General features: G+C 68.3%; 19 protein-coding genes. 12 read left to right on the top strand and 7 right to left on the bottom strand.

What is annotated here, in order from left to right:
- Positions 1 to 35: 35 nt before the first annotated feature.
- Both C7H73_RS09755 and mfd read right to left on the bottom strand, forming a co-directional pair.
- Entirely contained in the window at positions 36 to 710 is a 675-nt protein-coding gene (locus C7H73_RS09755; RefSeq protein WP_106846466.1) for a hypothetical protein, read from the bottom strand.
- A gap of 92 nt (positions 711 to 802) precedes the next feature.
- On the bottom strand, positions 803 to 4279 hold the full coding sequence (gene mfd, locus C7H73_RS09750; protein ID WP_106847616.1) for a transcription-repair coupling factor: 3477 nt from the start codon (positions 4277 to 4279) through the stop codon (positions 803 to 805).
- A gap of 61 nt (positions 4280 to 4340) precedes the next feature.
- Here mfd and ispD point away from each other — a divergent pair, with 61 nt between their 5' ends.
- Positions 4341 to 5198 carry a 2-C-methyl-D-erythritol 4-phosphate cytidylyltransferase gene (gene ispD / locus C7H73_RS09745; protein WP_106846465.1) on the top strand — a complete coding sequence of 286 codons (858 nt, stop codon included), beginning with the start codon at positions 4341 to 4343 and terminating at the stop codon, positions 5196 to 5198.
- A 49-nt stretch (positions 5199 to 5247) separates the two neighbouring features.
- Entirely contained in the window at positions 5248 to 5727 is a 480-nt protein-coding gene (gene ispF / locus C7H73_RS09740; protein ID WP_106846464.1) for a 2-C-methyl-D-erythritol 2,4-cyclodiphosphate synthase, read from the top strand.
- A 21-nt stretch (positions 5728 to 5748) separates the two neighbouring features.
- On the opposite strand, the gene C7H73_RS09735 is transcribed toward ispF, so the two are convergent.
- Positions 5749 to 7248 (bottom strand): sensor histidine kinase, encoded by a 1500-nt coding sequence (locus C7H73_RS09735; protein ID WP_106846463.1) that lies wholly within the window; start codon positions 7246 to 7248, stop codon positions 5749 to 5751.
- A 135-nt stretch (positions 7249 to 7383) separates the two neighbouring features.
- Positions 7384 to 8115, bottom strand: coding sequence for an osmolarity response regulator transcription factor OmpR (gene ompR / locus C7H73_RS09730; protein WP_106846462.1), 732 nt, complete (start codon positions 8113 to 8115; stop codon positions 7384 to 7386).
- A gap of 221 nt (positions 8116 to 8336) precedes the next feature.
- On the opposite strand from ompR, the gene C7H73_RS09725 reads away from it, so the two are divergent.
- The gene (locus C7H73_RS09725; protein ID WP_106846461.1) at positions 8337 to 9053 is read left to right on the top strand and encodes an SIMPL domain-containing protein; all 717 of its coding nucleotides are present in this window, start codon (positions 8337 to 8339) and stop codon (positions 9051 to 9053) included.
- A gap of 84 nt (positions 9054 to 9137) precedes the next feature.
- On the opposite strand, the gene C7H73_RS09720 is transcribed toward C7H73_RS09725, so the two are convergent.
- Positions 9138 to 9920 carry a 3-hydroxybutyrate dehydrogenase gene (locus tag C7H73_RS09720; protein ID WP_106846460.1) on the bottom strand — a complete coding sequence of 261 codons (783 nt, stop codon included), beginning with the start codon at positions 9918 to 9920 and terminating at the stop codon, positions 9138 to 9140.
- Positions 9921 to 9989: 69 nt separating this feature from the next.
- Here C7H73_RS09720 and C7H73_RS09715 point away from each other — a divergent pair, with 69 nt between their 5' ends.
- The 7 genes from C7H73_RS09715 to C7H73_RS09685 all read left to right on the top strand — a co-directional run bounded on the left by C7H73_RS09715 (position 9990) and on the right by C7H73_RS09685 (position 19163).
- Positions 9990 to 10934: an alpha/beta fold hydrolase gene (locus C7H73_RS09715; RefSeq protein ID WP_106846459.1), complete on the top strand. Its 945-nt coding sequence runs from the start codon at positions 9990 to 9992 to the stop codon at positions 10932 to 10934.
- On the top strand, positions 10931 to 13153 hold the full coding sequence (locus C7H73_RS09710; protein WP_106846458.1) for a RelA/SpoT family protein: 2223 nt from the start codon (positions 10931 to 10933) through the stop codon (positions 13151 to 13153). Before C7H73_RS09715 ends, C7H73_RS09710 begins: the two co-directional genes overlap by 4 nt.
- A gap of 144 nt (positions 13154 to 13297) precedes the next feature.
- Positions 13298 to 14482: a glutamine-hydrolyzing carbamoyl-phosphate synthase small subunit gene (gene carA / locus C7H73_RS09705; RefSeq protein ID WP_106846457.1), complete on the top strand. Its 1185-nt coding sequence runs from the start codon at positions 13298 to 13300 to the stop codon at positions 14480 to 14482.
- Between the two features lie 13 nt (positions 14483 to 14495).
- Entirely contained in the window at positions 14496 to 14882 is a 387-nt protein-coding gene (locus C7H73_RS09700) for a hypothetical protein (protein ID WP_106846456.1), read from the top strand.
- A gap of 10 nt (positions 14883 to 14892) precedes the next feature.
- Complete coding sequence (gene carB / locus C7H73_RS09695; RefSeq protein WP_106846455.1) at positions 14893 to 18153, top strand: carbamoyl-phosphate synthase large subunit; 3261 nt, start codon at positions 14893 to 14895, stop codon at positions 18151 to 18153.
- A gap of 109 nt (positions 18154 to 18262) precedes the next feature.
- Complete coding sequence (gene greA, locus C7H73_RS09690) at positions 18263 to 18739, top strand: transcription elongation factor GreA (protein WP_106846454.1); 477 nt, start codon at positions 18263 to 18265, stop codon at positions 18737 to 18739.
- Positions 18740 to 18752: 13 nt separating this feature from the next.
- Positions 18753 to 19163, top strand: coding sequence for a DUF4149 domain-containing protein (locus C7H73_RS09685; protein WP_106846453.1), 411 nt, complete (start codon positions 18753 to 18755; stop codon positions 19161 to 19163).
- A gap of 53 nt (positions 19164 to 19216) precedes the next feature.
- On the opposite strand, the gene C7H73_RS09680 is transcribed toward C7H73_RS09685, so the two are convergent.
- Both C7H73_RS09680 and C7H73_RS09675 read right to left on the bottom strand, forming a co-directional pair.
- The gene (locus C7H73_RS09680) at positions 19217 to 19960 is read right to left on the bottom strand and encodes a glycosyltransferase (RefSeq protein ID WP_106846452.1); all 744 of its coding nucleotides are present in this window, start codon (positions 19958 to 19960) and stop codon (positions 19217 to 19219) included.
- Entirely contained in the window at positions 19960 to 20430 is a 471-nt protein-coding gene (locus C7H73_RS09675; RefSeq protein WP_106846451.1) for a YhbY family RNA-binding protein, read from the bottom strand. Before C7H73_RS09675 ends, C7H73_RS09680 begins: the two co-directional genes overlap by 1 nt.
- A gap of 21 nt (positions 20431 to 20451) precedes the next feature.
- On the opposite strand from C7H73_RS09675, the gene C7H73_RS09670 reads away from it, so the two are divergent.
- Entirely contained in the window at positions 20452 to 21114 is a 663-nt protein-coding gene (locus C7H73_RS09670) for an RlmE family RNA methyltransferase (RefSeq protein WP_106846450.1), read from the top strand.
- Between the two features lie 151 nt (positions 21115 to 21265).
- Positions 21266 to 23182, top strand: a complete 1917-nt coding sequence (gene ftsH, locus C7H73_RS09665) for an ATP-dependent zinc metalloprotease FtsH (RefSeq protein ID WP_106846449.1) — start codon at positions 21266 to 21268, stop codon at positions 23180 to 23182.
- Positions 23183 to 23204: the final 22 nt, after the last annotated feature.

Raw genomic sequence — 23204 nt, 5'->3', positions numbered from 1 at the left:
AGAGGCCGCGGACGCGGCAGCGCGCAGCGATTGTCTCAGGGCCGGCGCAGGTAGATATCGTCCGACCAGGTCGCCAGCCACTGCGGCTTGAAGGCCACGAACACCGCGCACAGCATGCCGGTCACGAAGGCGTCGCCCCAGGCCATCAGCCAGCGTGCCACCAGCGACAGCCCCTCGCCCACGCCGGGCAGCACGTGGCCCGTCCACTGCGCCAGGCTGCCGGCGATGAACATGCACACCGCCGTGCCCAGGAAGCCCCGGCCCAGCACATAGACGAAGGCACGGGCGCCGCCCAGGCTGTGGTCGCCCATCAGCCGGCGCAGCAGCACGCCCAGCAGCAGCGCCAGCGTGGCCGGCACCACGCCCGACCAGACGGCCAGGCCCAATGCCTCGGGCCAGGCCAGGCCGGGCGAGAACAGGCAGGCCAGCGCCCCCACGGCCAGCAGCGTGGGCACGGCCAGCGGCCAGCCCAGCATCAGCAGCACCAGGCAGGCGCCGGACCACTGCAGCTGCAGCGGCATGCGGTGCAGCGTGGGCAACGCCCAGGCCCAGGGCAGGACGGCCAGCGTGGCCAGCAGCGGCGTCCACAGCGCGGCGGGCGCGCCATGGCTTTCATGCGCCAGCGGCTTGCGGCTGGCCAGCATGCGCCACGGGCGTGCGGCCAGCGCGAGGGCCAGGGCCAGCAGGGCCAGGGCGGCCTCAAGCAGCATGCCGGGGCGGCCGCGCAAGCGGCTTGTTGCTACTAGTTTGATAGCTGCTGGCGCTTACCGGGCGGGCGCTGGAGGCGTATCTCATTGCAAACCTACGCCGGCACGGCCTCGGTCAGCGGCTTGCCCAGGCTGCGCAGCACGTCGCGCACCATCTGCGCGCGGTCCTTGGCTTCGGGCAGTTCGCGCTCGATGCGCAGCTTTTCGTTGCCGGCCAGCTTGATGTGCTTGTTCTTCTGGATCAGGTGGATGATGGCCATCGGGTCCACCGGCGGCTGGGGCTTGAAGGTGATGGTGATGACACCCGGGGCCGCATCCACCTTGACCACGCCGTAGGCCTGGCTCAAGACGCGCAGGCGGTGCACGTCGATCAGCGCCTGCGCCTGCGGCGGCAGCTTGCCGAAGCGGTCCACCAGCTCCTCCAGCAGCGCGTCGATCTGCTCGCCCGTTTTGGCGGTGGCGAGTTTTTTGTAGAACGACAGGCGCAGGTGCACGTCGCCGCAGTAGTCCTCGGGCAGCAGGGCGGGGGCGTGCAGGTTGATGTCGGTGGCCGCCTGCATGGGTGCGAGCAGGTCGGGCTCCTTGCCGGCTTTGAGGCTGCGCACGGCCTCCGACAGCATCTCGTTGTAGAGCTGAAAGCCCACTTCGAGCATGTTGCCGCTCTGGTTTTCGCCCAGCACCTCGCCGGCGCCGCGGATCTCTAGGTCGTGCATGGCGAGGTAAAAGCCGCTGCCCAGTTCCTCCATCTGCTGGATGGCTTCCAGGCGCTGGCCCGCCTGCTTGGTCAGGCTCTCCAAGTCGGGCACCATCAGGTAGGCATAGGCTTGGTGGTGGCTGCGGCCCACGCGTCCGCGCAGCTGGTGCAGCTGGGCCAGGCCAAAGCGGTCGGCGCGGCTGATGAGGATGGTGTTGGCACTGGGCACGTCGATGCCGGTCTCGATGATGGTCGAGCACAGCAGCACGTTGAAGCGCTGCGCCACGAAGTCGCGCATGACGCGCTCGAGCTCGCGCTCGGGCATCTGGCCGTGGGCGATGGCGATGCGCGCCTCGGGCAGGATTTTCTCCAGCGCCTGGCGGCGGTTCTCGATGGTCTCGACCTCGTTGTGCAAGAAGTAGCACTGGCCGCCGCGCTTCAACTCGCGCAACACGGCCTCGCGGATCACGCCGTTGTTCTCGCTGCGCACGAAGGTCTTGATGGCCAGGCGGCGCTGCGGCGCAGTGGCGATCACGGACAGGTCGCGCAGGCCTTCCAGCGCCATGCCCATGGTGCGGGGGATGGGCGTGGCGGTGAGCGTCAGCACGTCAACTTCGGCGCGCAGTGCCTTCATGGCTTCCTTGTGGCGCACGCCGAAGCGGTGTTCCTCGTCGATGATGAGCAGGCCCAGGTTCTTGAACTGGGTGGATTCGCTGAGCAGCTTGTGCGTGCCCACGACGATATCCACGGTGCCATCCGCAATGCCCTTGACGGCCGCCGTGATCTCCTTGCCCGAGCGAAAGCGCGAAACCTCGGCCACCTTCACCGGCCACTTGGAAAAGCGGTCCACCAGCGTGCGGTAGTGCTGCTCGGCCAGCAGCGTGGTGGGCGCGAGAAAGGCCACCTGCTTGCCGCCGGCCACGGCGACGAAGCAGGCGCGCAGGGCGACCTCGGTCTTGCCGAAGCCCACGTCGCCGCAGACCAGGCGGTCCATGGGCTGGGGGCTGATCATGTCCTGCACCACGGCGTGGATGGCGGCCCGCTGGTCGGCCGTTTCCTCGAAGCCGAAGTCGCTCACAAACTCCTCGTAGTCCTGCGCCGGGTAGCGGAAGGCGTGGCCCTGGCGCGCGGCGCGGCGGGCGTAGATGTTGAGCAGCTCGGCGGCGGTGTCTCGCACCTGCTCGGCCGCCTTGCGCCGGGCCTTGTCCCACTGGCCGCTGCCCAGCTTGTGCAGCGGCGCCTCGTCGGGCGACACGCCGGTGTAGCGGCCGATCTGCTGCAGCTGGCTCACGGGCACGTACAGCACGGCCTTGTCGGCGTACTCCAGGTGCAGAAATTCCTGTAGCGCGGGCGTGCCGTCAGGGTTCTTCTGGCCCACGTCCATGTTCACCAGCCCGCGGTAGCGGCCGATGCCGTGCTGGGTGTGCACCACCGGGTCACCCACCTTCAGCTCGGACAGGTCCTTGATCAGCGCCTCGACGTCGCTGGCCTGCTCCTGCTTCTTGCGCCGGCGCGTGGTGCCGGTGGTGGCGAACAGCTCGGTCTCGGTGACGAAGTCGATGCCGCCGTCCACCCAGGCAAAGCCGCGCGCCAGCGCGCCGGTGGCGATACCCAGGCGCTCGCCGGCCTCCGCTTCGAATTCGGCCAGCGAGTCGAACGCCGGCGGGTTCAGGCCCGAGGCACGCAGGAAGTCCAGCAGGCTTTCGCGCCGGCCCGCGGTCTCGGCCAGCAGCAGGGTGCGCCTTTGTGTTGCCGCTAGGTGCGACTGCAGCCGCGCCAGCGGGTCTTCGGCGCCGCGCACCACGGCCAGGTCGGGCAGCGGCTGGAAGTGGGCGCTGTCGGCCACGTCCTCCACGCCCGGGCGCAGCGCCAGCTGCGCATGCGGCTTGGCCTGGGCGTAGAACTGGTCGGCGGTCAGGAACAGCGCCTCGGGCGGCAGGGCCGGATGCTCGGGGTCGCCCGCGATCAGGCGGTAGCGCTCGCGCGTGTCCTGCCAAAAGCGCTGGAAGGCCGCCTCCAGGTCGCCGTGCAGCGCCAGCGTGGCGCCGCTGCCCAGGTAGTCGAACACGGTGGCCGTCTCTTCAAAGAACAGCGGCAGGTAGTACTCGATGCCGGCCGTGGCGATGCCCGCGCCCATGTCCTTGTAGATGCGGCTGCGCGTGGGGTCGCCCTCCAGCAGCTCGCGCCAGCGCTGGCGAAAACGCGCGCGTGCCGGCTCGTCCATCGGAAATTCACGGCCCGGCAGCAGGCGGATCTCGGGCACCGGATACAGGCTGCGCTGGCTGTCCGGGTCGAACGTGCGGATGGAGTCGATCTCGTCATCGAACAAATCCACGCGGTACGGCACGGGCGAGCCCATGGGGAACAGGTCGATCAGGCCGCCGCGCACGGCATATTCGCCATGGCTGACTACTTGCGACACGTGCTGGTAGCCGGCCAGCGTCAGCTGCGCGCGCAGCCGCGCCTCGTCCAGCTTCTGGCCGGTCTTGAAATGGAAGGTGTAGGCCGCGAGGAACGATTGCGGCGCCAGCCGGTACAGCGCCGTGGTGGCGGGCACCAGCACCACGTCCAGCTCGCCCTGCGAGATGCGCCACAGCGTGGCCAGGCGCTCGCTGATCAGGTCCTGGTGGGGCGAGAAGCTGTCGTAGGGCAGCGTCTCCCAGTCGGGGAACAGGGCGCAGCGCAGCTCGGGGGCAAAAAAGGCCAGCTCGTCGATCAGCCGCTGCGCGTCGGTGGCGTCGGCCGTGACGATGGCGGTGACGCGGCCGGCGGCTTTTTCGCGCTCGCCCAGGCGGGCCAGCAACAGGGCATCGGCGCTGCCCGCAGGGCGGGGCAGGGCGTGGCGTTTTCCGGGGGGGATTTTGGGAAGAAGGTCCATGCGGGAGGCGCCGCGGCGGTGCAGGGTTTGGGCGGCGAAGGGCGATTCTAGAATGCCGCCCATGACTGACACGTCCGCCTTTGGCGCGCTGCTGCGCCAGACTGCCGCGCCCGCGGCGGGCCCGCCTGCACGGCTGTGGGGCCTGGTGCCCTGCGCCGGCACCGGCAGCCGCGCCCTGGCGCAGGGCGCCGTGCAGGGCCTGCCCAAACAGTACCAGCGCGTGGCCGGCCAGCCTTTGGTGCTGCACACGCTGGCAGCTTTCTTCGGCGTGGCCCGGCTTGCCGGCACGCTGGTGGCCGTGGCGCCGGGCGATACGTTCTTCGATGAGCACCGCCACCCCTTGTTTTTTGCCGTGCCCTGCGGCGGCGCCACGCGGGCCGATACGGTGCTGGGCGGCCTGCAGGCGCTGGCCGAGCGCGGCGCGCAGGACGCCGACTGGGTGCTGGTGCACGACGCCGCCCGCTGCCTCGTGAGCACGGCGCAGATCGACGCGCTGATCGACGCCTGCCAGCACGACGCCGTGGGCGGCCTGCTGGGCCACAAGCTGGCCGATACCCTCAAGACTGCCACCGACGGGCCCTCGGGCGTGCGCGTGGCCGCCACCGTGGACCGCAGCGACAAGTGGCTGGCGCAGACGCCGCAGATGTTTCGCCTGGGCGCGCTGCGCGAGGCACTGCAGCACATGGGCGGCGCCGCCACCGACGAGGCCAGCGCCATGGAGGCCATGGGCCTGCGCCCGCGCCTGGTGCCCGCCAGCGCGCAGAACTTCAAGGTCACCTACCCCGAGGACTTCGCCCTGGCCGAAGCCGTGCTTGCCCAGCGCCTGCACGGCGCCACGGTGGCGCGCTTTGCCGGCGCCGGCGGCGAGGCCGCCGTCGGGGCGGACGCTGCCGTCTTCTTCACGCGCCCGGCCCGTTGACCGGCAGCGCGACGCATCACGAACGAATCGAACAGAAAGCGCGACTCAGATGGATTTCAGGATTGGCGAGGGCTGGGACGTACACGCCCTGGCGCCCGGGAGGCGGCTGGTCATCGGCGGGGTGGACATTGCGCACCAGAGCGGCCTGATGGGCCATTCGGATGCCGACGTGCTGCTGCACGCCATCACCGATGCGCTGCTGGGCGCCGCGGCGCTGGGCGACATCGGCAGCCACTTTCCCGACACGGATGTGCGCTTTCGCGGCGCAGATTCCAGCGCGCTGCTGGCCGAAGTGGGGCGCCGCGTGGCGGCCGAGGGCTACGCCGTCGTGAACATCGACAGCACCGTCATTGCCCAGGCGCCGCGCCTGGCGCCGCACATCGCGGCCATGCGCGAGCGCATCGCCGCCGTGCTGCAGCTGACGATCGGCCAGGTGAACGTGAAAGCCAAGACGGCCGAGCGGCTGGGGCCGGTGGGGCAGGGCGCGGCGATGGAGGCGCGCGCCGTGGTGCTGCTGCGCCGGGCCTGAACCGGGCGCCGGCCGGCGGGGCTACAGCGGCCGCGTCGCCTTGTGCGACTTCGGCGGCAGGTGGCGCTTGACCTGGGGGCGCTGCAGACGCTGCTTGGGGTCCTTGCCGTCCGGCAGATCGGGCGCGCGCTGCAGCTGCACGTGGGCCACCAGGCCGCCCGAGGCCGAATTGGCCAGCGCGAAGATGCCGCCCAGGCGCTGCACCGTCTTGTCCACGATGGACAGCCCAAGGCCGGCGCCGGCGGCGGCCGTGCGGGCCGAGTCGCCGCGAAAGAATGGCTTGGTCAGGCTGGCCAGCTGCTCCGGCGGCGCGCCGGGTCCATGGTCGCGCACTTTCAGCAATACCCATTTCTCGCGCGCCTTGGCGGCGATGTCCACCGTGGTGATGCCGGTTTCCATGTCCTTGCCGTAGCGGCGGGCGTTTTCCAGCAGGTTGGAGATCACCCGGGCCAGCTCGACCTCGTCGGCCAGCACGTTCAGGTCTTCCGGCACGTTCATGGTGATGGCCAGTTCGCGGTGGTCCTGCACGGCGTACACGCAGGACGAGACCACGGCGTGCAGGTTGACGGGCGAGAGCGCCACGCCGTCCGGGCGCGCGTAGTCCAGGAACTTGTCGATGGTGGCGTCCAGCTGAACGATGTCGGCCACCATGTGCTGGCGGGCCACGTCGTCGTTGACGCTCATCTCGGTCTCCAGCCGCAGGCGCGCCAGGGGGGTGCGCAGGTCGTGGGAGATGCCGGCCAGCATGACGGCGCGGTCCTGCTCCAGCTTGGCGAGCTTTTGCGCCATGCGGTTGAAGCCGATGTTGACCTCGCGGATCTCGTTGGTCACCACCCCCTCGTCCAGCTGGCTGGCGGCGAAGTCGCCGTCGCGCACGCGGTTGGCGGCATACGACAGCTGCTTGAGCGGCCGGTTGATCAGCCGCGCGATGACGGCGGCGCCCGCCAGCGACAGCGCGCCTGCCGTGATCAGCCAGATCAGCCAGGTCTTGCCGCTGGCGGTGCTCAGGCGCGAGCGGTCCATCAGCAGCCAGTTGGGGTCGCCGTTGATGGTGAAGCCGATCCACAGGCCCGGCTCGCCATTGACGTTGCTGGCCAGGATGGTGCCCGGGCCCAGGCGCTGGGTGAGCTCGTCGGTCAGGCGCGAGCCTAGGGCCGAGGGCGCCAGCAGCTCGAAACGGTCTCCCGGCTCGCGCGGCAGGATGCGCACGCCTTCCTGGTCGGCCATGGTTTTGAGCAGCGACACCCGGGCGATGGCGTCCGCATGGATCAGCGCCGCGCGGCTCAGGTTGACCAGCGAGGCGATCTGCTGGGCCGACTGCAGCGTGCGCGGCTCAAACTCCAGCGCCCGCAGCGTCTGCAGCCAGGCCAGGATGCAGCCCACCAGCAACAGCGACAGCAGAAAGAAGGTGCGCCAAAACAGGTTCAGCCCGACCCGCGAGCGCGCGGCGCGGCGCGGCGCCGGCGTCTCCAGCGGGGCAGGGCTGGTCGCGTCGTGGGGGGCTTCGGAAGAAGGGGGCATGAAGGGCTGGCGTTGGCTTGCAGGGCCGCAAAGGGAGCAGGGCACAGGCAGCAGGCGCCGCGCCTGCGCGCGGCTGCCGCCTGCTGCCGGCCGTGGGCCGTTGCGGGCCGCGCGGACGGCTCGCGCAGGCGGGCGTCAGTTGGCCCCGTCCGGCACGAACACGTAGCCTACACCCCAGACGGTCTGGATATAGCGGGGCTGCGCGGCGTCCACCTCCACCAGCTTGCGCAGGCGCGAGATTTGCACGTCCAGGCTGCGGTCGAAGGGCTCGAACTCGCGCCCGCGCGCCAGCAGGGCCAGCTTTTCGCGCGACAGCGGCTGGCGCGGGTGGCGCACCAGGGCTTTGAGCATGGCGAATTCGCCGGTGGTCAGGGGCAGCTCCTCGCCGTTTCTCTGCAGCGCCCGTGTGCCCAGGTCGAAGGTGAAGGGGCCGAAATTGACCACCTCGTTGTCGCCCGAAGGGGCGCCCGGTGCCTCCTGGGGCGGGCGGCGGCGCAGCACGGCGTGGATGCGCGCCAGCAGTTCGCGCGGGTTGAAGGGCTTGCCCAGGTAGTCGTCCGCGCCGACCTCCAGGCCGACGATGCGGTCCACGTCCTCGCCCTTGGCGGTGAGCATGATGATGGGCGTGCGGTCGTTGGCGGCGCGCAGGCGCCGGCAGATGGACAGGCCGTCCTCGCCGGGCATCATCAGGTCCAGAACGATCAGGTCCACGGTCTCGCGCAGCAGGATGCGGTTGAGCGCCTTGCCATCTTCCGCAACCATCACCTCGAAGCCCTCCTGCGTCAGATAGCGACGCAGCAGATCGCGGATGCGTGCGTCGTCGTCCACCACGAGAACTTTGTCGGTGCGGTTGGTTGTCGAAGCCATACTTTTTCCCCAAATCCAATTTGTAACAGCGGCGATTCTGACCAGCTTGGCCGCGAAATGCCGCGGTTTACCAACGGGTCTGACCAACTGTTACAGGTTTTGCGGCACCTCGCAATGACATTACCGGCGCTTCACTTTTTGCCTGCCACAGGCCGGTTAGTTTCCATGTCAGCGGGCAGCGCATCTGCCTGCCCGGCATCCACGAAAACAAAGGAAGAACGATGCGAAATGCTATTAAATATGTAGCTGCCAGCGCTTTGCTGGCGAGCGCCGCGGCCACTTTTGCCCAATCACAGCCGTCCGAGGCGCCGCACAACGTGCTGCAGTTGTCCGCCAGCGGCAGCATGCAGGCGCGCCAGGACCTGCTGGTGCTGACCCTGTCCACCACGAAGGAGGGCGAGGACGCCGCCCAGGTGCAGGCGCAGCTGCAGCAGGCACTGGACGAAGCGTTGACACAGGCGCGCAGCAGTGCTTCGCCGCGGCAGATGGAGGTGCGCACGGGCGACTTCGGGCTGCAGCCGCGCTATGCCAAGGACGGGCGCATCAACGGCTGGCAGGGCCGGGCGCAGCTGGTGCTGTCGGGGCGCGACTTCGCGCGCATCACGGGCACGGCGGGCAAGATCCGCAGCCTGACCATCAGCCAGATGGCGTTCGATCTGTCGCGCGAAGCGCGCCAGCAGGTCGAGACGCAGGCCCAGACAGAAGCCATCGAAGCTTTCAAGGCACGCGCGAGCGAGCTGGCCCGGGGCTTCGGTTTTTCGGGCTACACGCTGCGCGAGGTCAGCGTGAACAGCCAGGAGATGTCGCCCGGCCCGCGTCCACGCATGATGGCCATGCAGGCCAAGGGCGCGGCCTTCGACAGCGCCGCGCCGGTGCCGGTGGAGGCCGGCGAGGCACAGGTGGTGGTGACGGTCTCGGGCTCGGTGCAGCTGCGCTAGCCGAAGTTCCGGGTCTTTTGGGCCTTCAGCGCTTGATGGGCAAGCGCTGGCAGCTATCAAAAGATGAGCGCACTCAGGCGGCACTCACTGGGCGGCCCAGGCGCCGTCCATGTTCCAGGCCACGCCGCGCACGTTGTTGCCGGCGGCCGAGCACAAGAACACCGCCAGCGCGCCCAGCTCCTCGGGCGTGGTGAACTGCATGGAGGGCTCCTTCTCGCCCAGCAGCAGCTTTTTGGCTTCGTCGTTGGACAGGCCGTGCTCGGCGGCCTTGGCATCCACCTGCTTTTGCACCAGCGGCGTCAGCACCCAGCCGGGGCAGATGGCGTTGCAGGTCACGCCGGTGGGGGCGGTCTCCAGCGCCGTGACCTTGGTCAGGCCGACGATGCCGTGCTTGGCCGCCACGTAGGCGGACTTTTGCGCCGAGCCGACCAGCCCGTGCACCGAGGCCACGTTGATGATGCGCCCCCAGCCCGCGGCCAGCATGCCCGGCAGCGCCAGCCGAGTGGTGTGAAAGGCGCTGGTCAGGTTGATGGCGATGATGGCGTCCCACTTCTCGGGCGGGAAGTCCTGCACAGGGGCCACGTGCTGGATGCCGGCGTTGTTGACCAGGATGTCCACACGGCCGAATTGGCTGGCGGCGTACCTGAGCATGTCCTCGATGTCGCCCTGGCGGCTCATGTCGGCACCGTGGTAGGCCACGCGCACGCCGGCGTGCTCGCCGGCAGCCAGCACCTGGGCGCGGGGGCCGTCCACGTCGCCGAAGCCGTTGAGCACGATGTTGGCGCCCTGGCGCGCCAGCGCCTGGGCGATGCCTAAGCCGATACCGCTGGTGGAACCGGTGACGAGGGCGGTCTTGCCGTTGAGCATGTGGGGGTCTCCGAATGAATTACGATGCAGCGAAGGGATTATCGAGCGCTGCTGGACGGTACTGTTTCCATGATTGAACCTAGGCTGAAATACGTACCGTGCCCCGGCCCGGCCGCCGCCCGCGCGCCCTCCAGCGGAGCCCACCGCATGGCTTTCTGGGACTGGGGCGGCGCAGCAGAGCCTGCCGCGGCGGGCCATGTCATCGTCTGCGTGCATGGCCTGTCGCGCCAGGGGCGCGACTTCGATACGCTGGCGCGCGCTCTTGCCGGCCAGGCCCGGGTCATCTGCCCGGATGTGGCCGGCCGCGGGCATAGCGACTGGCTGGCCGACCCGGCCGGCTACCAAATCCCTCAGTACGCCGCAGACATGGTGGCCCTGCTGGCGCAGCTGCACGCCGAATCTCCCATCCACACGCTGGACTGGGTAGGTACCAGCATGGGCGGACTCATCGGCCTGGTGCTGGCAGGGCAGGCTGGCCTGCCACTGCCCGCACCCGTGCGCCGCCTGGTGCTCAACGACGTGGGCCCGGCGCTCGAGCCGCAGGCGCTGCAGCGCATCGGCCAGTACCTGGGGGTGGCGGCGCACTACAGTTCGCCTGAGCAGGCGGCCGATGCGCTGTGGAAGGATTCACAAGGCTTCGGCCCGCACACGCCCAAGCAATGGCTGCAGCTGTCGCGCCCCATGCTGCGCCCTGTGCCGCAGGGCGGCTTCGTGCTGCACTACGACCCCGCCATCGCCGTGCCTTTTCGCGCCGTGACGCCGCAGCTGGCCGCGGCCGGCGAGCAGCTGTTGTGGCAGCTGTATGACCAGGTCACGGCCCGGGTGCTGCTGCTGCGTGGTGCGCAGTCCGACCTGCTGTCACCGCAGACCGCCCAGGCCATGCAGCAGCGCGGCCCGCGCGCCCGGCTGGTGCAGTTTGACGGCGTGGGCCACGCGCCCACGCTGGTCGATCCCGCGCAGGTGGCGGTGGTGCAGCGGTTCCTGCTGGGCGAGGGTGGGGCGGGCGAGCCATGAAGGCCGGCAACACCCTCCCCGCCATCCCCGCCGGTGGGCAGGAGGGCGTGCCCCAGCTCATTGCCGCCACCGCGCAGGTGCCGCCCGAGCAGGTGGGCTCGCTGGAGCGCGCGCGCCTGTTCGCCGAGCCGCTCCTGATCGGCGAGACGCTGGAGACGGGCGAGAACACGCTGGCGCACGCCGAAGGGGTCTGCGCCATCCTGCGCAACCTGGGCGGCTCCGAGACCATGCAGGCTGCGGCCTACCTGGTCTACACCAGCGCGCACCTGAACCGCCCGCAGGAAGTCATCGCCAAGGCCTTCGGCGACAACCTGGCCGAGCTGGCGGTGGAGACCACCAAGCTCATGCGCGTGCAGCAGCAGGCGCGCAACGCCCAGGTCAGCGGCCAGCAGGTGGACGCCCTGGCCACGCAGACGGAAAACGTGCGCAAGATGCTGCTGGCCTTCTCGCGAGACCTGCGCGTGGTCATGCTGCGCCTGGCCTCGCGCCTGCAGACGCTGCGCTACCACGCCTCGGCCAAGCGGCCGGTGTCGCCCGCCATGGCGAGCGAAGCGCTGCAGGTCTTCGCGCCGCTGGCCAACCGCCTGGGCATCTGGCAGATGAAGTGGGAGCTGGAGGACCTGGCTTTTCGCTTTTTGGAACCCGAGACCTACAAGGAAATCGCCCGGCTGCTGGACGAAAAGCGCACTGAACGCGAGCACCACATGGAGCAGCTGCGCGCGCGCGTGGAGGCCGAGCTGCGCGCGCACAGCATCAGCGCCACCGTCAAAGGCCGGCCCAAGCACATCTACAGCATCTACAAGAAGATGCGCGGCAAGTCGCTGAATTTCGACCAGGTGTTCGACATCCGCGCGCTGCGCGTGGTCGTGCCCAATGTGCGCGACTGCTACGCCGCCCTGAGCTGGGTGCACAGCCAGTTCAACCCCATCGAGGCCGAGTTCGACGACTACATCGCCAAGCCCAAACCCAACGGCTATCAGTCGCTGCACACCGTGGTGCGCGACGAAGCGGGCAAGGCCATCGAGATCCAGATCCGCACCCAGGCCATGAACGACCACGCCGAAAACGGCGTGGCCGCCCACTGGGCCTACAAGGAGGCGGGCACCAAGGGTTACGCGGGCGTGTCCGCCAGCAGCGAGTACGACGCGAAGATAGCCGTGCTGCGCCAGCTGCTGGCCTGGGAGCGCGACCTGTCCGGCGCCGCCAGCAGCGGACTGTTCGAGGACCGCATCTACGTGCTGACGCCGGGCGCCGCGGTGGTCGAGCTGCCCCAGGGCGCCACGCCGCTGGATTTCGCCTACGCCGTACACACCAACCTGGGCCACCGCTGCCGCGGCGCGCGTGTGGACGGGGCGATGGTGCCGCTCAACACCGCCCTGCACAACGGCCAGACGGTGGAGATCAGCACCGTCAAGGAAGGCAGGCCTTCGCGCGACTGGCTCAACCCCGAGCTGGGCTACCTGACCAGCAACCGGGCCAAGGCCAAGGTACGGGCCTGGTTCAACGCCCAGGCCACGCACGCCACCGTGGCACGCGGCCGCGAACTGGTGGAAAAGCTGCTGCAGCGCGAAGGCAAGACGGCCGTGAAGCTGGACGACCTGGCGGTGCAGCTGGGCTTCAAGACGGCCGATGCGCTGTTCGAGGTGGTGGGCAAGGACGAGTTCTCGCTGCGCAGCATCGAGCTGCTGCTGCGCCCGCCGGCCGAGCCGGCCGCGCTGCCGGAGCTGGCCCTCAAGAAGCCGCGCACGCCGGACGGCTCGGGCAAGGGCGGGGTGCTGGTGGTGGGCGTGGATTCGCTCATGACGCAGCTGGCCAAGTGCTGCCGACCCGCGCCGCCCGATCCCATCAGCGGCTTCGTCACGCGCGGCAAGGGCGTGAGCGTGCACAGGAGCGACTGCAGCAACTTCCGCGAAATGGCCGCGCGCAGCGCCGAGCGGGTGATCGAGGTGCAGTGGGGCCAGCCGGACGCGGGGCCGGGGCTGTCCAGCGTCTATCCGGTGGACGTGGCCGTGGAGGCTTCCGACCGCCAGGGGCTGCTGCGCGACATCTCCGACGTGTTTGCGCGCGAGAAGACCAACGTCATCGGCGTGCAGACCCAGTCCGTGCGCGGCACGGCCTGGATGACGTTCACGGTGGAGATTTCCGACGCCGGGCGGCTGAACAAGGTGCTGTCCATCGTGGCCTCGGTGCCCGGCGTGCGCTCGGCCCGGCGCCGCTGAAGGCGCGGGGGCCGCGCTACAATAAAGGGCTTTCCCGCCACACAGTCGCCCGGCCGCACGAAAAGCAATCCCTCACAAGCATCAGCCTGCAGGACACACTGTCCCGCAGGCTGCCGGGCGACCCGCAATCTTTCGGAGAACCCAGTGCTTTTGTCTCTCAAGGGAACCTTCCCCCCCGCCATTCTGGCGCTTGCAGACGGCACGGTCTTTATCGGCAACTCGATCGGTGCCGCCGGCACCACTGTCGGAGAGGTGGTTTTCAACACCTCGATGACCGGCTACCAGGAAATCCTCACCGACCCCAGCTACTGCCAGCAGATCGTGACGCTCACGTATCCGCACATCGGCAACTACGGCGTCAACCCCGAGGACATCGAGTCCGACAAAGTCCAGGCCGCCGGCCTCGTCATCAGGGATTTGCCCCTGATCGCCAGCAATTTCCGCTGCACCCAGACCCTGTCCGACTACCTCGCCGGCAGCGGCACCGTTGCCATCGCCGACATCGACACGCGCCGCCTCACGCGCCTGCTGCGTGACAAGGGTGCGCAAAACGGCGCCATCGTCGGCCTGGCCGCCGGCGAATCGGTAACGCAGGAGCGCATCGACGCCGCCGTCGCCGCCGCCAAGGCAGCGCCCAGCATGAAGGGCCTGGACCTGGCCAAGGTCGTCAGCACGCCCAAACCCTACGGCTGGACCCAGACCGAATGGGAGCTGGGGCGCGGCTACGGCACCCAGGGCGAGGCGCAGTTCCATGTCGTGGCCTACGACTTCGGCGTGAAGTACAGCATCCTGCGCATGCTGGCCGAGCGCGGCTGCAAGCTCACCGTAGTGCCGGCGCAGACGCCTGCATCCGAGGTGTTGGCCATGAACCCCGATGGGGTGTTCCTGTCCAATGGCCCTGGCGACCCGGCCGCCTGCGACTATGCCGTCGCCGCCGTGCGCCAGATCGTGGACAGCGGCACGCCCACCTTCGGCATCTGCCTGGGCCACCAGATCATGGCGCTGGCCGCGGGCGCCAGCACCTTCAAGATGGACAACAGCCACCACGGCGGCAACCACCCCGTGAAGGACCTGGACACCGGCTGCGTGGCCATCACCAGCCAGAACCATGGCTTTGCGGTGGACATGAAGACCCTGCCCGAGCACCTGCGCACCACCCACGTCAGCCTGTTTGACGGCACGCTGCAGGGCTTTGCCCACCGCGACAAGCCGGCGTTCTGCTTCCAGGGCCACCCGGAGGCATCGTCGGGCCCGCAGGACGTGGCCCACCTGTTCGATCGCTTCACCGACCTGATGCACGCGGCCAGGGCCGGCGGCAAGGCGGCTTGAGGGCTCCTTCGCCATGAAACTCTTCAGCTTTCCGGCCGCGGCCCTGGAAAAGGCCATCCACAAGCGCATCCTTTCTCTGCCGCCGGAACACCGCGAATGGTTTGCCGAGCGCTGGCAGCAAAAGCCCTACAAGAAATCCTTCATCGAAAACAAGGCGATGCCGCTGGTGACGCTGGTCGCCAAGGGCAAGACCTGGGACGACGAGACCTTCACGCAGGGCCTGGCCGAGTGGGACGTGACCTTCTACGAGGCCGAGGCCGAGGTGCTGCGCCCTCTGGTGGAGGGCGATGGCCTGATCCAGCTGATGCAGAAGAACCTGCCGCCCGAGCGCGCCCAGGCGCTGCTGGCGCGCCTGCAGGTACGCCGCCCCACTGGCAACCCGACCGCCGCGACCGACTAAAAACAACACCATGCCAAAACGCACAGACCTCAAGAGCATCCTCATCATCGGCGCCGGCCCCATCATTATTGGCCAGGCGTGCGAGTTCGACTACTCCGGCGTGCAGGCCTGCAAGGCCCTGCGCGAGGAGGGCTACCGCGTCATCCTGATCAACAGCAACCCCGCGACGATCATGACCGACCCGGCCACCGCCGACGTCACCTACATCGAACCCATCACCTGGCAAACGGTCGAGAAGATCATTGCCAAGGAGCGCCCCGACGCCATCCTGCCCACCATGGGCGGCCAGACCGCGCTGAACTGCGCCCTGGACCTGTGGAAGAACGGCGTGCTGAACAAGTACCGCGTGGAGCTGATCGGCGCCAGGCCCGAGGCCATCGACAAGGCCGAAGACCGCCTGAAGTTCAAGGACGCGATGACGCGCATCGGCCTGGAGTCGGCGCGCTCGGGCATCGCCCACACCATGGACGAAGCCTGGGCCGTGCAAAAGCGCCTGGGCTTTCCCACCGTCATCCGTCCCAGCTTCACGCTGGGTGGCACGGGCGGCGGCATCGCCTACAACTCTGAGGAGTTCGAGACCATCGCCAAGCGCGGTCTGGAGGCCTCGCCCACCAGTGAGCTGCTGATCGAGGAGTCGCTCCTGGGCTGGAAAGAGTTCGAGATGGAGGTCATCCGCGACCGCGCGGACAACTGCATCATCGTCTGCTCCATCGAGAACCTGGACCCGATGGGCGTGCACACAGGCGACTCGATCACCGTCGCGCCGGCGCAGACGCTCACGGACAAGGAATACCAGATCATGCGCAACGCCAGCCTGGCGGTGCTGCGCGAGATCGGTGTGGACACCGGCGGCTCCAACGTGCAGTTCGCCGTCAACCCTGCCGACGGCCGCATGATCGTGATCGAGATGAACCCGCGTGTGTCGCGTTCGTCGGCACTGGCCTCCAAGGCCACGGGTTTCCCGATCGCCAAGGTCGCCGCCAAGCTGGCGGTGGGCTATACGCTCGATGAGCTGAAGAACGAGATCACCGGCGGCGCCACGCCCGCGAGCTTCGAGCCGACCATCGACTACGTGGTCACCAAGATCCCGCGCTTTGCGTTCGAGAAGTTCCCCACCGCCGACTCGCGCATGACCACGCAGATGAAGAGCGTGGGCGAGGTCATGGCCATGGGCCGCACCTTCCAGGAGTCTTTCCAGAAGGCCTTGCGCGGACTGGAAGTGGGCGTGGACGGCATGAACGAAAAGACCCAGGACCGCGAGTTGCTCGAGAAGGAACTGGGCGAGCCCGGCCCCGAGCGCATCTGGTACGTGGGCGACGCTTTTGCCATGGGCTTGTCGGTCGATGAGGTGCATGACCTGACAAAGATCGACAAGTGGTTCCTGGTGCAGATCGAGCAGATCGTGAAAATCGAACTGGATCTGGACAAGCTCACGGAAGAGAAGGGTGAGGGGGCGCTGGCCAGCCTGGACGCGGCCACGCTGCGCGAGCTCAAGCGCAAGGGCTTTTCCGACCGCCGCCTCGCCAAGCTGCTCAAGACCGACGAAAAAGCCGTGCGCGAGGCGCGCCGTGCGCTGAATGTGCGCCCCGTGTACAAGCGCGTGGACACCTGCGCGGCCGAGTTTCCCACCAACACCGCCTACCTGTACTCGACCTATGAGGACGAGTGCGAAGCCGCGCCCACGGCCAAGAAAAAGATCATGGTGCTGGGCGGCGGCCCCAACCGCATCGGCCAGGGCATCGAGTTCGACTACTGCTGCGTGCACGCGGCGATGGCCATGCGCGAGGACGGCTACGAGACCATCATGGTCAACTGCAACCCCGAGACGGTCTCCACCGACTACGACACCTCCGACCGCCTGTACTTCGAGCCGCTGACGCTGGAAGACGTGCTGGAGATCGTGGCCACCGAGAAACCCGAGGGTGTGATCGTCCAGTACGGCGGCCAGACGCCGCTCAAACTTGCGCTGGGCCTGGAGCGCGAAGGCGTGCCCATCATCGGCACCAGCCCTGACATGATCGACGCGGCCGAGGACCGCGAGCGCTTTCAGAAGCTGCTGGGCGAGCTGGGCCTGCGCCAGCCGCCCAACGCCACGGCGCGCACCGAAGCCGAGGCCATGGAAAAGGCCGCCAGCCTGGGCTACCCGCTGGTGGTGCGCCCCAGCTACGTGCTGGGCGGCCGCGCCATGGAGATCGTGCACGAGCAGCGCGACCTGGAGCGCTACATGCGCGAGGCCGTGAAGGTCTCCAACGACTCGCCCGTGCTGCTGGACCACTTCCTGTCCAACGCCATCGAGTGCGATGTGGACTGCGTGCGCGACAGCACCGGTGCCGTGTTCATCGGGGGCGTGATGGAGCACATCGAGCAGGCCGGGGTGCACTCGGGCGACTCCGCCTGCTCGCTGCCGCCGTACTACCTGTCGCCGCAGACGGTGGCCGAGATCAAGCGCCAGACGGCGGCCATGGCCGAAGGCCTGAACGTGGTCGGCCTGATGAACGTGCAGTTCGCCATTCAGGAAGACGGCGAAGGTGCGGACAAGCGTGATGTGATCTACGTGCTGGAAGTCAACCCCCGCGCCAGCCGCACCGTGCCCTTCGTCAGCAAGGCCACGGGCATCCAGCTGGCCAAGGTGGCGGCGCGCTGCATGGCCGGCCAGACGCTGGCCGCCCAGGGCGTCACCAAGGAGGTGACGCCGCCGTACTTCAGCGTCAAGGAAGCCGTCTTCCCGTTCGTGAAGTTCCCCGGCGTGGACACCATCCTCGGCCCCGAGATGAAGTCCACCGGCGAAGTGATGGGCGTGGGCAAGACCTTCGGCGAGGCCTTCGTCAAGAGCCAGCTGGGCGCCGGCACGCGCCTGCCCACTTCGGGCAAGGTGTTCCTGACCGTGAAGAACGCCGACAAGCCGCGCGCCGTCACCATTGCCCGCGACCTGGTGGCCATGGGCTTCGAGCTGCTGGCCACCAAGGGCACCGCCGCTGCCATCACCGAGGCCGGCGTGCCGGTGCAGGTGGTCAACAAAGTGACCGAGGGCCGCCCGCACATCGTGGACATGATCAAGAACGAGGAAATCGCCATGGTCATCAACACGGTGGAAGAGCGCCGCAACGCCATTGCCGACTCGCGCGCCATCCGCACCAGCTCGCTGGCCGCGCGCGTGACGACCTTCACCACCATCTTCGGCGCCGAGGCCGCGGTGGAGGGCATGAAGTTCATGGACCAGCTGGGCGTGATTTCCATCCAGGAGATGCACGCGCAGCTGCCGGCGGCCTGACGCACGCTGCCGCAAAGGCGGCATAATTGGCGCCTGTTCCGACATGAGACCGCCGCGCGGCAACGCGCGGCGGTTTGCTTTTTGTGTCCGCTACGGAGACTCCAACCTTATGGCCACCATTCCCATCACCAAGCGTGGCGCTGAACTGCTCAAGGCCGAGCTGCAGCGCCTGAAGACCCAGGACCGCCCGGCCGTGATCGCTGCCATCGCCGAAGCCCGCGCCCAGGGCGACCTGAGCGAGAACGCCGAGTACGAAGCGGCCAAGGACCGCCAGGGCTTCATCGAAGGCCGCATCATCGAAGTCGAGGGCAAGCTCTCTGCCGCCCAAGTCATCGACCCCACGCAGCTGGACGCCGGTGGGCGCGTGGTCTTTGGCGCCACGGTGCAGCTGGAGGACGAGGACTCCGGCGAACCGGTGACCTATCAGATCGTCGGCGAGGACGAGGCCGACCTGAAACTCGGCCTGATCAACGTGGGCAGCCCGATCGCGCGCGCGCTGATCGGCAAGGAAGAGGGCGACACCGCCGAGGTGCAGGCCCCCGGCGGAGTGCGCCGCTACGAGATCGTGGCCGTGCGCTACGCCTGAGGCCCGCGGCCGCATGTACGAGCGCGTGCCCCTGCTGGCCGCCGCCCTGTGGTGGGGGAGCCTGTCGGCGATCGGCTTCGTGGCCGTGCCGCTGCTGTTTGCCCACCTGCCCACGCCGGCCCTGGCCGGCCAGATGGCGGCCCGGCTGTTCGAGGCGCAGACTTACATTTCGATAGCGGCTGGCGCTTGTCTGCTGGTGCTTTCCAAGCGAAGACATGCTGAAAAGCCCGAGGATTGGGCGCAAGCAGCTACTGTTTTCATAGTGCTGGGCATGCTGCTGGCGCTGCTGCTGCAGTTCGGCGTGGCCCCGCGCATCGTGGCCCGGCAGAATCTGCGGCTGTGGCACGGCGCGGGCAGCGTGATGTACGGCGTGCAGTGGCTGTGTGCGCTGGCCGTGCTGCTCAAGGTGTCGGCGCGGCGCTGAAAGCCCAAGGCGCGGGTGAATGCAAAAAGAGGGCCGCGGCCCTCTTTTTTCGTTCATTCGTGCCAGTGCTCGGCCACCCAGGCAGCTGGCTGGATGTGGCGAAAGCGCCGGTTGCGCCGCCCGGCCAGGGCGTCCGGCGGGTTGCACTCGCCGTGGAAGACCACGATGCGCGCGCCCGGCGGCACGAACGGCGCCTTCCAGTAGTTGGTTGGCCAAGGCGGAATGCCGTGGTACTTGAAGCTGGGGCACCACGCCTGCGGCCAATACGCCAGCTTGCCCTGGCGGTGCAGCACGTCCGACAGGTAGGCCTGCTCGTTGCGAAAGCGCTCGCGCACCTCCTGCACATGGCTGCGGAAGTACTCCAGCACGTCGGCATGCGCGCCGAGCTCGAAGCGGTACACCGACGAGTTGCCAGTAATGCGCCAGGGCCGCTTGTAGTCGTGGATGATGAGAAATTCGCCCGGCTGGGTGAAGAAGTCATCCAGCGGCCCCACCACCACCACATCCACATCCAGAAACAGCGCTGTACCGCGCAGGCCGTGCAGGTCGGCACTGAAGGTGGCCAGCTTGTTCCAGCCGCGCTCGGGGATGCCCGCGGGCAGGTCTAAAGGCGGCAGGGGCAGGCACTGCACCTCGGCCCGGATGCCGGCCGCGTCGTCGGTCAGGCAGACGAAGTGGAAGTCGCCGCTCAGATGCCGGCGCACCATGGCGTACAGGCGGTTGACGTACTCGGGCCCGTATTTGCGGCCCCATTTCATGCAGATGACGTGACGCGCAGGCGCCGCGGGCGCGCGCATCAGTCGCTCTGGCGCTTCTTCACGGACGTCTGCTTGGGCTTGGCGCGCTTGATCTGGCCGCCGCTGGTCAGGCGCTGGTTGCCCAGCACGCGCAGCTGCTTGACCTCGGGGCGCTGGCCGGGGCGGCCGAACTTGAGCACCTTCACATCGCGCGGGCCGGGCTTGCGGTCCTCGTCCACGGCGCGGGCCTTGCCCGGGATGGGGCGCCACAGCACCAGCAGCTTGCCGATGTGCTGGATGGGCGCGGCGTTCAGTTCATCGGCCAGCTGCTGGTACATGGCCTCGCGCGCTGCCCGATCGTCGCCGAAGACGCGCACCTTGATCAGCCCGTGGGCGTTCAAGGCAGCGTCGATCTCCTTGCGCACGGCGGGCGTCAGGCCGTCGGCGCCAACGAGCACGACAGGCTGGAGGTGGTGCGCGTCGGCGCGGTGTTCGCGCCGTTCGGCGGTGGTCAGTTCGATCTGGGGCATACCCGTATTATTCTTCAACGTATGAAAGCCCAGCCAAAAAGCAAGAAGGTGAACAAGGCGTGGTTGCATGACCACATCAACGACCCCTGGGTCAAGCTGGCGCAAAAGGAGGGCTACCGCGCCCGCGCCGCCTACAAGCTCAAGGAGATCGACGAGCAGCTGGGCCTGATCCGACCGGGCCAGGTGGTCGTGGACCTGGGCAGCTCTCCCGGCGCCTGGAGCCAGTACGTGCGCCGCCGTCTGGCCCCCGCCGGCGCGGCCGCGGGCGCTCTGGATGGCGCCATGATCGCGCTGGACCTCCTGCCCATGGAGCCCATCGAGGGTGTGACCTTCATCCAGGGCGACTTCCGCGAGGATGCGGTGCTTGAGCGGCTGCAGCAGGCGGTGCAGGGCCGGCCGGTGGACGTGGTGGTCTCGGACATGGCGCCCAACCTGTCGGGCGTGGACTCGGTGGACGCCGCACGCGTGGAGCACCTGATCGAGCTGGCGCTGGATTTCGCCGGCCAGCATCTGCGCCCCGAGGGCGCGCTGGTGGCCAAGCTGTTCCATGGCAGCGGCTACTCGCAGCTGGTGCAGCGCTTCAAGGACCGCTTTCAGGTGGTCAAGGCCCTCAAGCCCAAGGCCTCGCGCGACCGCTCGGCCGAGACCTTCTTGGTCGGCCTGCGCCTGAAAGACCCGCGCTGACGCGCCGGTTGACCATGGGCGGCCCTGGGGTTAAGCGGGCCAGGCCCCGGTTGAAACACCTAAAATGCACCCCAAATGCGCCTGGACGACAGGCTGCGCACATTTGCGTAGCCACGGGCCGTCCGCCTTCTTTCAGTCTCTGGAGTTCCGCTTGAACAATCAGTGGTTTTCAAAAGTCGCCGTCTGGCTGGTCATCGCCATGGTGCTGTTCACGGTGTTCAAACAGTTTGACACCCGGGCTGGCGCGAGCGCTGGCACCGTCGGCTACTCCGCCTTTCTGGAGGACGTGCGCGGCGGCCGCATCAAGAGCGCCACCATCCAGGAAGGGCCCGGCGGCACCGAGATCGTGGCCCTGACCAACGATGATCGCAAGCTGCGCACCACCGCCACCTACCTGGACCGCGGCCTGGTCGGCGACCTCATCAACAACAACGTCAAGTTCGATGTCAAGCCGCGCGAAGAGGGCTCGCTGCTCATGACCCTGCTGGTCAGCTGGGGCCCCATGCTGCTCCTGATCGGCGTGTGGGTGTACTTCATGCGCCAGATGCAGGGTGGCGGCAAGGGCGGGGCCTTCAGCTTCGGCAAGTCCAAGGCGCGCATGCTTGACGAGAACAACAACACCGTCACCTTTGCCGACGTCGCCGGCTGCGACGAGGCCAAGGAAGAGGTCAAGGAGGTCGTGGACTTCTTGAAGGACCCGCAGAAGTTCCAGAAGCTGGGCGGGCGCATTCCGCGCGGGCTGTTGCTGGTCGGTCCTCCGGGCACGGGCAAGACCCTGCTGGCTAAGTCCATTGCCGGCGAGGCCAAGGTGCCGTTCTTCTCCATCTCGGGCTCCGACTTCGTGGAGATGTTCGTCGGCGTGGGCGCGGCCCGCGTGCGCGACATGTTCGAGAACGCCAAGAAGAACGCCCCCTGCATCATCTTCATCGACGAAATCGACGCCGTGGGCCGCCAGCGTGGCGCCGGCCTGGGCGGCGGCAACGACGAGCGCGAGCAGACGCTGAACCAGATGCTGGTCGAGATGGACGGCTTCGAGACCAACATGGGGGTGATCGTGGTGGCTGCCACCAACCGCCCCGACATCCTGGACGCCGCGCTGCTGCGCCCCGGCCGCTTCGACCGCCAGGTCTATGTGACGCTGCCCGACATCCGCGGGCGCGAGCAGATCCTGAACGTGCACATGCGCAAGATCCCCGCCGGACAGGACGTGAACCCGGCCATCATCGCCCGCGGCACGCCCGGCATGAGCGGCGCCGACCTGGCCAACCTGTGCAACGAGGCCGCCCTGATGGCCGCCCGCCGCAACGCCCGCGTGGTGGAGATGCAGGACTTCGAGAAGGCCAAGGACAAGATCATCATGGGCCCGGAGCGCAAGAGCATGGTCATGCCCGAGGAAGAGCGCCGCAACACCGCCTACCACGAAGCCGGCCATGCGCTCATCGGCAAGCTGCTGCCCAAGTGCGACCCGGTGCACAAGGTCACCATCATCCCGCGCGGCCGCGCGCTGGGCGTGACCATGAGCCTGCCCGAGAAGGACCGCTACTCCTATGACAAGGAGTACATGCTGAACCAGATTGCCATGCTGTTCGGCGGGCGCATCGCCGAAGAAGTGTTCATGAACCAGATGACCACCGGCGCCAGCAATGACTTCGAACGGGCCACGTCGATTGCCCGCGACATGGTCATGCGCTATGGCATGAGCGAGGCGTTGGGTCCGATGGTGTATGCCGAGAACGAGGGCGAGGTGTTCCTGGGCCGCTCGGTGACCAAGACCACCAACCTGTCCGAGGACACCATGCAGAAGGTGGACCTGGAAGTGCGCCGCATCATCGACGAGCAGTACACCCTGGCGCGCCGCCTGATCGAAGACAACCAGGACAAGATGCACGCCATGGCCAAGGCCATGCTCGAATGGGAAACCATCGACGCCGAGCAGCTGGACGACATCATGGCCGGGCGCGAGCCGCGTCCACCCAAGGACTGGACGCCGCGCCGCCCGCCCTCTGGCGATGACGGCCCCGGCGGCACGCCGGCCGTCAAGCCCGACCCTGCGCCCACGGCGGCCTGACGCCGCACGCCGTGCAGAACAC

This window comes from Pulveribacter suum, from assembly GCF_003013695.1.
In the GTDB taxonomy this organism is placed as follows: Bacteria; Pseudomonadota; Gammaproteobacteria; order Burkholderiales; family Burkholderiaceae_C; genus Melaminivora; species Melaminivora suum.
This window is presented reverse-complemented; position numbering and strand designations above follow the sequence as displayed.